Genomic DNA, 12,741 nt, shown 5'->3' with positions numbered 1-12,741 from the left:
AGTGAAGTTGACGAAAGCAGCCGTGATAAGATGCTTCCTTCGTCAGCATGACAGTTAAGCCAGTACTGCTTTACTAGGGTAGACCGCGCCGGGGCGGGCGGCTTCCTTGGCGTGCGTTACGTGCCACTCAAACTCGTCGCGGAAGTGACGCACAGCAGCAGCTACCGGCCACGCGGCGGCTTCGCCCAGCGGGCAAATCGTGTTACCTTCGATTTGCTTGGCTACGCTCACAAGGAGGTCAATGTCCTCCATGTGGCCATGGCCATGCTCCAAGCGGTGCAGTACTTTTTCCATCCAGCCAGTGCCTTCGCGGCAAGGCGAGCATTGTCCACAGCTTTCGTGGTGGTAGAACCGCGAGAAACTCCAGGTATTGCGCACGATGCACGTGGTTTCGTCCATGGCAATAAAGCCACCTGAGCCCAGCATAGTACCCGTCACAAAGCCGCCGTCGGAAAGGGATTCGTAGGTCATCAGGCGGTTTTCGCCGGCTGCGGTCTTCAAAATTAGCTCTTTGGGTAGAATAGGTACGGAAGAGCCACCGGCTACTACTGCTTTCAGCTCACGGCCTTTCCAAATGCCACCGCAGTATTCATCGGAGTAGATGAACTCTTCAACTGGCACGCCCAACTCAATTTCGTAGATGCCAGGTTTGTTGAGGTGGCCGCAAGCCGAGAACAGCTTAGTACCGGTGCTCTTGCCTACCCCTAACTTGGCGTATTCATCGCCACCATCATTAACGATGGGCACTACCGCCGCAATCGACTCCACGTTGTTTACCACCGTGGGGCGAGCATACAGGCCTTGCACAGCCGGAAACGGCGGCTTGTTGCGCGGGTTGCCACGCTTGCCTTCCAACGATTCGAGCAGAGCCGTTTCTTCGCCGCAGATGTAAGCGCCACCACCAGGGTGCACGTGCAAATCCAGGTCGTAGCCTGAGCCGAGGATGTTCTTGCCTAGGAAACCGTTGGCATACGCTTCGGAAATGGCCTTTTCCAGAATCCGAAGCACGTACAACAGTTCGCCCCGAATGTAGATATACGACGTGTTGGCACCCAGCGCGTAGCTGCTCGTAATCATGCCCTCAATGAGCAAGTGCGGCAGCTTCGACATCAAATGGCGGTCTTTGAACGTGCCCGGTTCTGATTCGTCGGCGTTGCACACCAAGTGGCGCGGCACGCCTTCGGGCTTCGCTAGGAAGCTCCACTTCAGGCCGGTAGGGAAGCCCGCGCCGCCGCGCCCACGCAGGCCCGACTTCTTCACTTCCTCTACCACCTCGTCGGGGGTCATCGTCTTCAAGGCCTTCTCCACTGAGCGGTAGCCGCCGTGCTTGCGGTATACCTCAAACGTGTCAATGCCTTCAACGTTAATATGTTCAGTCAGCAGTTTGCGTCCCATAGTAGTCTGCGCTAGTAGCTATTCGCCAATCGTCTAATTTTCCTGCCCGATTAATTCTGCGCCAGTGCTTCCCAAGGAAGGATAGGACGGTGCACCATGTTGCGTAGCTCGGTGAGCATGGCATCCACGTTTTCGGGCGTATCGAGCTGCTCGTAGTACTTCTCCCGCACCTGCACGATGGGAGCAAAGCCACAAGCAGCCAAGCATTCTACTTCCTTCAATGTAAATAGGCCGTCAGGTGAGGTCTCGCCGCCTACCTTGGCACCCGTCAGGCGCTCCAAGTGAGCCGTTAGCTCGTCGGAGCCGCGCAACATGCAAGGGCCGGTGCGGCAGATTTCCAGCACGTGCTTGCCTACCGGTTTCAGGTTGAACATGGTGTAGAACGTGGCTACTTCGTACACCTCAATGGGCTTCAGGTCCAGCGTTTCGGCTACCAGCGTTTGCACTTCGGGGCTCACCCAGCCCCCAAACTCGGCCTGGGCAATGTGCAGCACCGGCAGCAGCGCCGACTTCTTGCGGTCCGCGGGGTAGTGCGTAATGATGCGCTTGATTTCGTCCTGAGCAGCAGCCGAAAACTGAGGCTTGGCGGGGGCGTTCGTAGATTCCATATCAGTCAGATTCAGCGGCATACTAGGCGTCCAGTTCGCCGGCAATTACGTTCATCGACGACAGCGTGAGAATGGCGTCGGAGAGCGACTGACCCACCACCATTTCGGGGTAGGCCTGGTAATAAATAAAGCAGGGCCGACGGAAGTGCAGGCGGTAGGGCGTGCGGCCACCATCCGAAATCAGGTAGAAACCCAACTCCCCGTTGCCACCCTCCACGGAGTGGTACACTTCACCTACCGGCGCATCAATCTCACCCATGATGATCTTGAAGTGATAGATGAGCGCTTCCATGTTTTTGTACACAGCCTGCTTGGGCGGCAAGTAATAATGCGGCGCGTCGGCGTGGAAAGGGCCTTCCGGGAGGTTTTCCAAAGCTTGCTCAATGATGCGCAGGCTCTGCCAGATTTCGGCATTGCGCACCAAATAGCGGTCATACGTATCGCCCTTGGTACCTACCGGAATTTCGAAGTCGAAGTCTTCGTAAGAAGAATACGGGTTCATGGCGCGTACGTCGTAGTCGACGCCAGTAGCCCGCAGATTGGGGCCGGTGAAGCCGTAGTTCAACGCTTTTTCTGCCGTAATGCCGCCCACATCAATGGTGCGGTCCATGAAAATGCGGTTGCGGTTGAACAACTTCTCGAACTCGCGCATTACGTCGGGGAAGCGTTTCAGCCACGTGCGCAGCTTCTGAATGGCCACCGGCGAGAAGTCGCGCTCCATGCCGCCTACCCGACCCATGTTAGTCGTCAGGCGCGAGCCGCAGACTTCCTCGTAAATCTCGTAGATGTTTTCGCGCTCCTCGAACACGTAGAGGAAGCCGGTGAAAGCACCCGTGTCTACCCCCAGAATGCCGTTACACACCAAGTGGTCGGCAATGCGGGCCAGTTCCATCATAATCACGCGCATGTATTGCGCACGCTTGGGAACCGTTACGCCCAGCAGTTTTTCTACCGTCATGTGCCAGCCCATATTGTTGATGGGCGACGAGCAGTAGTTCATGCGGTCGGTTAGCGGCGTAATCTGGTAGAACGGGCGGCGCTCCGCAATCTTCTCGAAGGCCCGGTGGATGTAGCCGATGGTCGGCACACCCGATACAATCCGCTCGCCATCCATTTGCAGGATGTTCTGGAAAATGCCGTGCGTAGCCGGGTGCGTCGGACCCAGGTTCAGGGTCGTCAGCTCCTGGCTGAAGTCGTTGAGCATCGGCACGTTCAGCCCAAAATGCTGGTCACGGGCCTCTTCTACAATCTTATGCGTGCCGTCGAGAGTGTCGTTTACTGCCATATCAAGTGTTGTCATCCTGAGTGTGGCGAAGGACCTTATCACGCCTGCGCTACACGGAGATAAATACCTACTAAACGCTGCCGTGATAAGGTGCTTCGTTCCTCAGCATGACAGAATAGTTGCTATCGACCAAAAAAGAGGTCGGTTTTGTCTTCGCGGGTACCATCCTCCAGCGGGTATTCGCGCCGCATGGGATGGTAGTCCATATCTTCCACATTCAGAATGCGGATAAGGTTCGGATGGCCCTGAAAGATAATGCCGTAGAAGTCGTAAGCTTCCCGCTCCATCCAATTGGCCGTGGCGTAGATGTCAGTGAGGGTAGGTACCACGGGGTCGGCAATCGGGAAGAAAATCTTCAGCCGTAGGCGCACATTGTTCACTAAGCTGTGCAGGTGGTACACCATACTCAACTCCTTGCCTTCATCTTCGGGAAAATGCACGCCACACATGGTTGTGAGAAAGTGCATTTTCAACTCCTCCTCACCAGCCAGTGTCTGCACAATCTCGTGAATCCGCTCGCGCGTGGTGGTGGCCGTCAGCAAGCCGTACGGTTCCTCCACGTCAGTGAAGGTGTCGGCACCAAAAAGCTCCTGCAACCGAGCCAATACTTTGGCGTTGGTTAGCTTGTTTGGGTCTTCCTGCGCAACGGCAGTGGCCTGGGCGGCGGCAGATTCTTCGATGGGGTCAGCCATAGTGTAGCTGTTAGCTATTGGCTGCTAGCTGCTAGCTTTTTGCTGAAACCTACGGAGAGGCTAACAGCTAATAGCTAACAGCCAACAGCTTATTTAATGTTGTAAGATGCCAGCAGCGCCTGATACTCGGGGGAGTTGCGGCGGCGCAAGGATTCATTTTTGGCCAGGTCCTGCACGCGCATCAGGCCGTCGAGCACTTGCTCGGGGCGGGGTGGGCAGCCGGGCACGTACACGTCTACCGGAATGATGCGGTCGATGCCTTGCAGTACGGAATAGGTATCAAAAATACCACCCGACGAAGCACAGGCACCCATGGCCAGCACCCAGCGGGGCTCAGCCATCTGCTCATACACCTGCTTCACGATGGGGGCCATTTTCTTGGCAATGGTACCCATCACCATCAGCAAATCGGCCTGGCGGGGCGAGAAGCTGGGACGCTCGGAGCCGAAGCGCGAAATATCGTAGTGGGCGCCCATGGTTGCCATGAACTCGATGCCGCAGCAGGAGGTAGCAAAGGGTAGGGGCCACAGCGAGTTGGCGCGGGCAATGCCGACTACCTTTTCCAGCGACGTGGCAAAAAAGCCAGCGCCTTCAATGCCTTCAGGAGCTGGTACGGTTTTGATTTCGGGAACTCTAGTATCCATGCGTGAAAGTCAGTTTATGAGGGAGATAGACCCAAAAAGCCAACACCAGTTATCTATTTATAGTTTGGCTGTGCGGTTGGGATTTCACTCCATCTCAAAATTCCCTTGCGAATTACATAGCCAAAGCCGGCCATCACCAGCGCCAGGTATACTACCATCTCAATGAAGCCGAAGGTGCCCAGCTTGCGGAAGTTCACGGCCCAGGGGTACATGAAGATAACTTCCACATCGAACAGCACAAACAAAATGGCTGTGAGAAAGTACTTTACCGAAATAGGCGTACGGGCGTTGCCTACCGACTCGATGCCACACTCCCAGGAAGCGTCTTTCACCTTACTGTGACGTTTAGGTCCTACCAAGTGAGACACCACCATGGCAAAAGCAACGAAGGCAATGGCCAGAACAAACTGTACCAGCATCGGCAAATAGTCGACGGGCTGATAGTCGATAGAACGTACGGCAAGAAACATAGTGGTTGACATAAAAGGAGGCCCAAACGAAAAGGCAGTAGGAAGCAAAGGTAGGGTTTGGATAGTTTGGAACAAAGATGAATAGGCCGAGGTAGGAAAGGGGTATATTTAGAAGCCTCACGACACCGTATTTCTATAGAATAGCAGCAATCCACCTCGCGCTTTTATTCTGTGGAAGAACCTCTAACTGGAAGAGCAATCTGAATTGCGCCACGGATATTATCGAGGGGAGGTGTTTGTGATGTCGGACACGAATGGGACGCACAACATCATAAGTGTAACAAGTCTACAATTAGGATTGCGCGGCAGAGGCTGCCGGGTGCATGATGAGAACGTACGTATAGCAATAGCAGAAGGCGAGCTTTGCACTTACCCCGACGTGATGGTAATCTACCGCCCCGACGACTCACCCGATAGGAATATGGTGCATCAGCCAGTGATATAGCGTGATATAGCATAGAAGTGCTGTCACCGGGTACGGAAAACCACGACCGAGTCCTGGAAATTCAACCGCTACACCCGCTGCCATCTATTGCAGCACTACCTATTGGTGGCGGCCAATGCGTGCTAGTGGAATGGTATCGAAAGGAACTGTCGGGAGTATAGTTACACACGCCGCTGAGCAGCCCCGACGATACTATAGTGCTGCCGGAGTTAGGAATCGAATGGCCACTGATAGACATTTATGTTGAACTGAATATCGAGCCAATGCCTGATCGGCCGCCGCGTGGCTAGTCTTGAATCTAGTTCTTCATGAGAACAGTATTCAAACAAAAAACGTCGCCCCAGAAAACCGGAGCGACGTTTCTATGTCAAGTTCAAGCTGCCTTACAGGCCCTTGTCGCGGTTCAAATCTTCCTGTGGCTCCGAGCCCAGGAAAGGGTAGCGGTAGTCCGTGACGGGTGCGAAGGTTTCTTTGATGGCGCGCGGCGACACCCAGCGCAGCAGGTTCAGGATAGAGCCGGCTTTGTCGTTGGTGCCAGAGGCGCGGGCACCGCCGAAGGGCTGCTGGCCTACCACGGCACCAGTGGGCTTGTCGTTGATGTAGAAGTTGCCGGCGGCATTCACCAGTTTCTTCGAAGCTAGGTCGATGGCGTAACGGTCTTGCGAGAAGATGGCACCGGTGAGGGCGTAGGGTGAGGTAGAATCTACCAGCTCCAGGGTCTGCTCAAATTGGTCGGCGTCGTACACATATACGGTCACTACCGGGCCAAACAGCTCAGTGCACATGGTTACGTACTGCGGATCTTTAGTTACGATGACGGTAGGCTCGATGAAGTAGCCCTTCGACTTATCGTAGCCGCCGCCGGCCACAATTTCCGCTTCAGCATCGGCCTTGGCGCCGTCGATATACTTGGCAAGCTTATCAAACGATGCCTCGCTGATAACAGCGTTGATGAAGTTGGAGAAATCCTCCACATCACCCATTTTAAACGAAGCCAGGTCTTCCTTCACGTAGCCCAGGATTTCGTCGGCCAGGTTGGAGGGTAGGTACACCCGCGATGCGGCCGAGCACTTTTGGCCCTGATACTCAAATGCCCCGCGCGTAATGGCTGTAGCCACGGCCTTGGCATGGGCCGAAGGGTGGGCCACAATAAAGTCCTTGCCGCCGGTTTCGCCCACAATGCGCGGGAAGCTGCGGTACTTGGGAATGTTCTCGCCAATGGTTTTCCAGATGGTCTGGAACACGCCCGTGGAGCCGGTGAAGTGAATGCCGGCGAAGTCGCGGTGGTTGAAAATGACGTCGCCAGCCACAGGGCCATCCACATAAATCAGGTTGATGACGCCATCAGGCACACCGGCTTCCTTGAACAGCTCCATCAGCACCTGCGCCGAGTAGATTTGCGTGTAGGCGGGTTTCCACACCACCACGTTGCCCATCATAGCTGCCGAGGTAGGCAGGTTGCCGGCAATGGAGGTGAAGTTGAAGGGCGTGAGGGCAAACACAAAGCCTTCCAAGGCGCGGTGCTCCAAACGGTTCCACATACCCGGCGCCGACTCCGGCTGCTGCCGGTACAACTCCTGCATGTAGTGCACGTTGAAGCGGAAAAAGTCGATCAACTCGCAGGCCGCGTCGATTTCAGCCTGAAACGCATTCTTGCTCTGGCCCAGCATGGTAGCCGCGTTGATGCGCGCCCGGTAGGGACCGGCCAGCAGATCGGCAGCTTTCAGGAAGATGGCGGCACGTTGCTCCCAGGGTAGGGCAGCCCACTGCTCGCGGGCGGCCAAGGCCGCATCAATGGCCTGCTGCACGTGCGAGGCGTCGCCCTCGTGGAAAACGCCCAGTGTGTGCTGATGGTCGTGGGGTGGGTTGATGGGGAGGGTCTTGCCCGTACGAACTTCCTGACCGCCAATGTGCATCGGAATGTCGCGCTCCTGTTGCTTCAGTTCCTTCAGCATCTTCAACAGTTCGATGCGCTCGGGCGAGTTGGGCGCGTAGCCCTTCACAGGCTCGTTGATGGGGGTAGGGACGTTGAAAAAGGCGTTGGCCATAGCGGGTGGTTTTTCGGTAATAGTTTTCGGTTTTTGGCCGAGGTAGGCTAGGGCAAAGGTAGCTAAAACCAAACCCGCGTGTCATCCTGAGCGCAGCGAAGGACCTTCTCACAGTAGAAAAAGTCGTTGTTACGCTTGTCGTTCTGCCGTGAGAAGGTCCTTCGCTGCGCTCAGGATGACACGCGGGTTTGGTTTTATAAAATCTCCTTCAACTCGCTCAAACACGCAATTTCATAGGTGGTCTGAGCGAAATGACGGCGTTTTGCGGGGTTGAAATACACTTGGTCGAGGCCGGCGTTGGCGGCACCCAGCACGTCGCATTCCAGGTTGTCGCCAATCATGAGGCTGTCGGCGGCTGTGGTGCCGGCGCGGTCCAGGGCGTGCTGGTACATGCGGCCGTCGGGCTTCAAGCAGCCGCTGCATTCGGAGGTAATAACCTCCTGAAAATAATCCGTTAGACGGGCTGCGCTTAGCTTCAGGTGTTGAATCTCCCGGAAACCATTGGTCAGTAAGTGCAGCGCGTAGCCCTTGGCTTGCAGGTAGTCCAGCACCTCAAAAGTGTAGGGAAACACGGCCGTTTTGTGGGGTAGGAGGGAAGTGTACTGGTCCGACATACCAGCCGGCAGCTCGTCCTCGGGCACGCCCAGCTTGGTGAGCGTGCGCGCAAACCGGGTGCTGCGCAGCTGCTGCTGCGTGATTTTGTTGCCCTGGTATAGCCGCCACAGCGCGTGATTCACCTCGCTATAGTACGCCATAAACTGCTCTACCGTGAAACCATAGCGCGCCAGCCGGTGGTCGTCGTACTGAAAGCGCAGCACCTCCTCGGAGTTGGTTTCAAAATCCCAAAGGGTGTGGTCGAGGTCGAAAAACAGGTGGTGGTACGTTTTCAAGTTGGGGTAGGCAGTTAAGAATAAATAGCAGGAAGTAGGCGTATAAGAGAGACCTACTCTAACCGCAGGCGCTGCACCGGTCGGCCTTCGCCCAGGTGCTCGGCTACAATGTCGGCCACGTCTTTGGGGAGCACGTCGCCATACCAGATGTTCTCGGGGTAGAACACCACGGCCGCGCCATTGCCTTTTTTGCAGTGCTTGCACACGTCGAGGCAGCCAGTGGTTTGCACACGGTTTTTGCGTTTTTTACCACCGCTAAGCAGTTTTTTGAGGTCCTGCTTTTTCAGCTCTTTTTTGAACGTCTTGGCCACGTCGTCGCCAACGCCGCTTTTCTGGTTGGTGCAAACGAAAATATGATGAGCGTACACGGGAAAGGTGAGATGGTGAGTGGTGAAGTTGTGAACTGCAAACGACCAGCACGCCGGATAAGTTGACGTAACGAGTGAAGGAGTACAAACTCACTACTTCACAATTTCACTACTCACCACTTACCATCTCACTACTTCACCTCAGCTTCACCTTTCCAGCGGCGGTTTTGCAGTTTATAAGCAGCCAGCTCCCGGTTCGACCATAGCGTTTGGTAGGTTTCCTGGTCGTGGCGTAGCTGGGCATCGCGCTCTAGGTAGCCCAGCAACTGCTGCACTACATCGCCTACCTCGTCTTTGATATAATAGAATACCCAATTGTCGAGGCGGCGGAAGTTAACCATGCCAGCATTCTTCAGATACAATAATTGGCGGGAGGTTTTGGTTTGAGTGAAGTCTAAGACTTGTTCCAGGTCAGAAATACACATTTCTTGATTACGCCATAGTAAATGCAGGATACGGAGTCGGCTTTCGTCGCCGAATGCTTTAAAAATGGGCAACCCTAATGCAACGGTGAAGTGTTTTAGGCGCATCTTTTGTTTGAATTGGAAGGAAGGAGGTAAGGAGCGGTCCGACAAATTTACGTCAATCCGAGTGCCTACCCTTCAATCCGCCGTATACTTGTAATCTGTAATGTGTTCTATGTCTGTTTCCTTCTCTTTTCGTAGGGCTTTTGCCGGGGTAGTGGCGCTGCTGCTCCTGCTGCTGGCCGCCTCTGCTGCGCAAGCGCAGGGTAAGCGGCCGGTCGTGCAGTTTTCCGGAATCATCGCCACTGGCGACTCGCTGCTGGGCGTGCCTGGCACGGCCGTATTTGTGCCCAAGGCCGGGCGCGGGACGCTAACCAACGAGTACGGCTACTTTTCGCTGCCCGTGCTGGCCGGCGACAGCATCGTGATTCGGTCGCTGGGCTACGGTAACCAGTGGGTAGTTATTCCACCCGATTACCCGCGGCAAAGCTACTCTGTGATTATTCAGCTGAAGGAAGATGCTACGGTGCTACCGGAGGTGCGCATCTTCCCATATGCCACGGAAAAGGCATTCAAAGAGGCCTTTCTGGCCCTGCGCCTACCCGATGAGAAGGGTTCTTCAGCCGCGGCCAACCTTAGTCCTGAGGTGATGCGCCGGCTGTTCATTGCCTTACCTACCTCCAGCATGGCCAATTACCGCCAAACCATGCAGATGCAGCAATACGACCAGCAGCGGCGCATGGGCCAAGGGGCTACCCCCTACACCAACAACCCCCTGCTGAACCCCTTCAGTTGGTTGCAATTAATTAATCAGGTGAAAAACGGCGAATTCAAGAAAAAGGCCGGCGATGATTACTAGGCCGCCGCACGTTTGGTAGCGTAGGCGAAACGTCCCTTCTCTCCTTTTGAGAAGGGACGTTTTTATGTATATAGGCGAAACACAGCGGTTTTTTGGGCGGAGTATCGTCCAAAAGCCGGAAGTTGCGTACCAGCGAGTTGATGGATGGTTGCCGCAACGGGCGCAACCGAATTTCGCAATGACGGGCGCGCCGTGCGCCCCTACGCTTTACTGTATGGATACGAATTTGCCTGTTTCCTCGCTTCCGAGGGTTGTGATTGTAGGGTGTGGTTTTGGCGGACTACGCCTGGCCAAAGAGCTAGCCAACCAACCCGTACAGGTAGTGGTAGTGGACCGCAACAACTACCATAATTTTCAGCCGCTACTTTACCAGGTAGCCACTGGCGCCCTGGAGGCCGATAGTATTGCCTACCCCATTCGGAAAATCTTTGCGGGTCAGGAAAACTTCTTCTACCGCCTGGCCGATGTGCAGCGCGTAGAGCCGGACCGCAATACCATCGTAACCGACATCGGCGAAATCGGCTACGACTACCTGGTGCTGGCTACGGGCTCGGTCACCAATTTCTTTGGCCTCGACACCATCGAGAAAAACGGCATGCAGATCAAGAGCGTGCCGAATGCCCTGAATCTGCGCAGCTTCCTGTTTCAGAACTTCGAGCGGGCGGTGCTGGAAGCCAACCCCGCCAAGCGGCAGGCGCTGCTGAATGTGGTGATTGTGGGCGGTGGCCCTACGGGTGTAGAAATTGCCGGCTCGCTGGCTGAGATGCGCAAAGACGTGCTACCCCAGGACTACCCCGAGCTGGACCTGAAGCAGATGGAAATTTACCTCATTGAGGCCGGCGAGGCCGTGTTGGGGCCCATGTCGAAGGAAGCGCAACAAACGGCGCACAAGTACCTCGACGAGATGGGGGTGCATATTCGGCTCAATACCTCGGCCAAGCGTTTCGAGGATGGCAAAGCCTATATTTCTGATACGGATTTCATTCGAACAGAAAACCTGATTTGGGCCGCTGGCGTGAATGGGGCAGCCCTGCCTGGCTTTTCGGATCAACAAATTACCCGTAATAAGCGCATCAATGTGGACCATCATAACCTAGTGACGGGCACCACAAATATTTATGCCATCGGCGACGTGGCTAACATGGTGACCGATGCCATGCCCAAGGGCTACCCCATGCTGGCGCCAGTGGCCATTCAGCAAGCCGAGCAGCTAGCCGCCAACATGGGCCGTATCCTGAAACAGGAGCCGCTCAAGCCTTTCGACTACACCAACAAGGGTACCATGGCCATTGTGGGTCGCAACCGGGCGGTAGTCGATTTGCCCCAAGACATCCATTTTGGCGGCTTTTTCGGGTGGCTGACCTGGTTGTTTGTGCACTTAATGACGCTCATCGGCTTCCGCAACAAGGTCGTAACGCTCATCAGCTGGGCCATTAGCTACTTCAGCTCCGATAAGGCGCTGCGCCTGATTATTCGGCCTTACAAGCGCCGCGATTATAAAAAGCACAGCGGGCAGTCGGCAGCAGAGCACCTGAACGCCACACCGCAGTATAATCCTACCCCGCCGGCTTTGCAGGAGCCAGTGAAAGGATAAGATAGTGTGAAAATAAAAGTTGACACTTGATAGCCTGCAGTAACAAGCTGGCAGCATCAGCTATGTGCAAAAGATTGTGTCAAACTCAGCCGCCATGCCAGTGTTACAGATGGTACACACGATGCGGCAACTTTACAATTGACAAGTGGAATCTGCACAACGTTATCTTGCAGATCTTGTGACTGTAAAAGTCTGGTGGGTAAGAAAATCTGTGGAGAAGAAAGGAGAACGAAAACAACTAGTAGCTTTCTTACTTAAACCGGTAAGAAACTACTTTTAAGTACATTTAGGACTTCGTTTCTTTCTCTCCTTCTTTGAAAGCTATACTGGATTTTCCGGATATTGCTTGGCTAAGCCGTCTACGCCACGACGACGGCCGAGCGTTCGACGCACTGTTTCGTCATTACAGTCCGCGCGTGTACCGGTTTGCCTATAGCTATTTGAAGTCTAAAGCAGCAGCAGAAGAGATTGTGCAGGAGTGCTTCCTAAAGATCTGGGAAAAGCGCCATGAACTGCGCGACGATGTGCCCCTGAAAGGGTACCTTTTTACTACCGCTCATCATCTCATTCTAAACCAGTTGCGCCACGCGCAGCATCAGGTTGCCTACCAAGATTTTTTGCGCCACGTGCCACCCGCACAAGGCAACACCGAAAAAGAGGTGGAGTATGCCGAGTTGGAAACGGTATATCTGGCTGCGCTAGCCAAGCTACCGCCCAAACGCCGTCGTATTTTTACCCTCAGCCGGCAACAAGGTCTATCGTATCCCGAAATTGCTCGTGAGCTGAACATATCGGTGAAAACAGTGGAAACGCAGATGGCGCAAGCCCTAAAATTTCTGCGACTATATTTTAAATTGCACGGTAACGCGCTGATAATATTGCCGTTGCTGATTTCAATAAATTCTTTTTGATTTTTTTCTGCGGGAGCAGTCAGGGTGTTGAGCGGCTGGGGTGTAGTACCTATATCCAGCCGCTTTAC

At 54.7% G+C, this 12,741-nt stretch carries 13 protein-coding genes; 3 read left to right on the top strand and 10 right to left on the bottom strand.

All coding sequences use genetic code 11. From position 1 onward, the window contains the following. Positions 1 to 54: 54 nt before the first annotated feature. The 10 genes from nuoF to H8B15_RS16375 all read right to left on the bottom strand — a co-directional run bounded on the left by nuoF (position 55) and on the right by H8B15_RS16375 (position 9,375). Positions 55 to 1,395 carry an NADH-quinone oxidoreductase subunit NuoF gene (gene nuoF / locus H8B15_RS16425; RefSeq protein ID WP_187320741.1) on the bottom strand — a complete coding sequence of 447 codons (1,341 nt, stop codon included), beginning with the start codon at positions 1,393 to 1,395 and terminating at the stop codon, positions 55 to 57. Positions 1,396 to 1,445: 50 nt separating this feature from the next. Continuing rightward, a complete protein-coding gene (locus tag H8B15_RS16420) occupies positions 1,446 to 2,003 on the bottom strand; it encodes an NADH-quinone oxidoreductase subunit NuoE family protein (RefSeq protein ID WP_187320740.1) in 558 nt (185 codons plus the stop codon). Positions 2,004 to 2,025: 22 nt separating this feature from the next. Further along, the gene (gene nuoD / locus H8B15_RS16415) at positions 2,026 to 3,207 is read right to left on the bottom strand and encodes an NADH dehydrogenase (quinone) subunit D (RefSeq protein WP_246455572.1); all 1,182 of its coding nucleotides are present in this window, start codon (positions 3,205 to 3,207) and stop codon (positions 2,026 to 2,028) included. Positions 3,208 to 3,410: 203 nt separating this feature from the next. Beyond that, positions 3,411 to 3,980 (bottom strand): NADH-quinone oxidoreductase subunit C, encoded by a 570-nt coding sequence (locus H8B15_RS16410; protein ID WP_187320738.1) that lies wholly within the window; start codon positions 3,978 to 3,980, stop codon positions 3,411 to 3,413. Positions 3,981 to 4,069: 89 nt separating this feature from the next. Further along, positions 4,070 to 4,624, bottom strand: coding sequence for an NADH-quinone oxidoreductase subunit B (locus tag H8B15_RS16405; protein ID WP_216859179.1), 555 nt, complete (start codon positions 4,622 to 4,624; stop codon positions 4,070 to 4,072). Between the two features lie 53 nt (positions 4,625 to 4,677). Beyond that, complete coding sequence (locus tag H8B15_RS16400) at positions 4,678 to 5,094, bottom strand: NADH-quinone oxidoreductase subunit A (RefSeq protein WP_187320737.1); 417 nt, start codon at positions 5,092 to 5,094, stop codon at positions 4,678 to 4,680. Positions 5,095 to 5,922: 828 nt separating this feature from the next. Next, complete coding sequence (pruA, locus tag H8B15_RS16390; RefSeq protein ID WP_187320735.1) at positions 5,923 to 7,587, bottom strand: L-glutamate gamma-semialdehyde dehydrogenase; 1,665 nt, start codon at positions 7,585 to 7,587, stop codon at positions 5,923 to 5,925. A 194-nt stretch (positions 7,588 to 7,781) separates the two neighbouring features. After that, positions 7,782 to 8,477, bottom strand: a complete 696-nt coding sequence (locus tag H8B15_RS16385) for a YjjG family noncanonical pyrimidine nucleotidase (protein ID WP_187320734.1) — start codon at positions 8,475 to 8,477, stop codon at positions 7,782 to 7,784. Positions 8,478 to 8,530: 53 nt separating this feature from the next. Beyond that, complete coding sequence (locus H8B15_RS16380; RefSeq protein WP_187320733.1) at positions 8,531 to 8,845, bottom strand: (2Fe-2S) ferredoxin domain-containing protein; 315 nt, start codon at positions 8,843 to 8,845, stop codon at positions 8,531 to 8,533. Positions 8,846 to 8,976: 131 nt separating this feature from the next. Next, a complete protein-coding gene (locus H8B15_RS16375; protein ID WP_185282486.1) occupies positions 8,977 to 9,375 on the bottom strand; it encodes an ArsR/SmtB family transcription factor in 399 nt (132 codons plus the stop codon). A 109-nt stretch (positions 9,376 to 9,484) separates the two neighbouring features. Here H8B15_RS16375 and H8B15_RS16370 point away from each other — a divergent pair, with 109 nt between their 5' ends. The 3 genes from H8B15_RS16370 to H8B15_RS16360 all read left to right on the top strand — a co-directional run bounded on the left by H8B15_RS16370 (position 9,485) and on the right by H8B15_RS16360 (position 12,673). Further along, on the top strand, positions 9,485 to 10,168 hold the full coding sequence (locus H8B15_RS16370) for a peptidase associated/transthyretin-like domain-containing protein (protein ID WP_187320732.1): 684 nt from the start codon (positions 9,485 to 9,487) through the stop codon (positions 10,166 to 10,168). A gap of 214 nt (positions 10,169 to 10,382) precedes the next feature. Continuing rightward, a complete protein-coding gene (locus H8B15_RS16365) occupies positions 10,383 to 11,762 on the top strand; it encodes an NAD(P)/FAD-dependent oxidoreductase (RefSeq protein ID WP_187320731.1) in 1,380 nt (459 codons plus the stop codon). A 314-nt stretch (positions 11,763 to 12,076) separates the two neighbouring features. After that, a complete protein-coding gene (locus tag H8B15_RS16360; protein ID WP_187320730.1) occupies positions 12,077 to 12,673 on the top strand; it encodes an RNA polymerase sigma-70 factor in 597 nt (198 codons plus the stop codon). The last annotated feature ends 68 nt before the right edge of the window (positions 12,674 to 12,741 follow it).

The sequence above is a fragment of the Hymenobacter citatus genome (genome assembly GCF_014333615.1).
GTDB lineage: Bacteria > Bacteroidota > Bacteroidia > Cytophagales > Hymenobacteraceae > Hymenobacter > Hymenobacter citatus.
The sequence above is the reverse complement of the archived record's forward strand: the minus strand, read 5'-3'. Positions and strand labels throughout refer to the sequence as shown.

Excerpts from the sequence above, each read along its gene's own strand:
- nuoF (WP_187320741.1), bottom strand. The coding sequence starts at position 1,395 with ATGGGACGCAAACTGCTGACTGAACATATTAACGTTGAAGGCATTGAC.
- H8B15_RS16420 (WP_187320740.1), bottom strand. The coding sequence starts at position 2,003 with ATGGAATCTACGAACGCCCCCGCCAAGCCTCAGTTTTCGGCTGCTGCT.
- nuoD (WP_246455572.1), bottom strand. The coding sequence starts at position 3,207 with ATGCTCAACGACTTCAGCCAGGAGCTGACGACCCTGAACCTGGGTCCG.
- H8B15_RS16410 (WP_187320738.1), bottom strand. The coding sequence starts at position 3,980 with ATGGCTGACCCCATCGAAGAATCTGCCGCCGCCCAGGCCACTGCCGTT.
- H8B15_RS16405 (WP_216859179.1), bottom strand. The coding sequence starts at position 4,624 with ATGGATACTAGAGTTCCCGAAATCAAAACCGTACCAGCTCCTGAAGGC.
- H8B15_RS16400 (WP_187320737.1), bottom strand. The coding sequence starts at position 5,094 with ATGTTTCTTGCCGTACGTTCTATCGACTATCAGCCCGTCGACTATTTG.
- pruA (WP_187320735.1), bottom strand. The coding sequence starts at position 7,587 with ATGGCCAACGCCTTTTTCAACGTCCCTACCCCCATCAACGAGCCTGTG.
- H8B15_RS16375 (WP_185282486.1), bottom strand. The coding sequence starts at position 9,375 with ATGCGCCTAAAACACTTCACCGTTGCATTAGGGTTGCCCATTTTTAAA.
- H8B15_RS16370 (WP_187320732.1), top strand. The coding sequence starts at position 9,485 with ATGTCTGTTTCCTTCTCTTTTCGTAGGGCTTTTGCCGGGGTAGTGGCG.
- H8B15_RS16365 (WP_187320731.1), top strand. The coding sequence starts at position 10,383 with ATGGATACGAATTTGCCTGTTTCCTCGCTTCCGAGGGTTGTGATTGTA.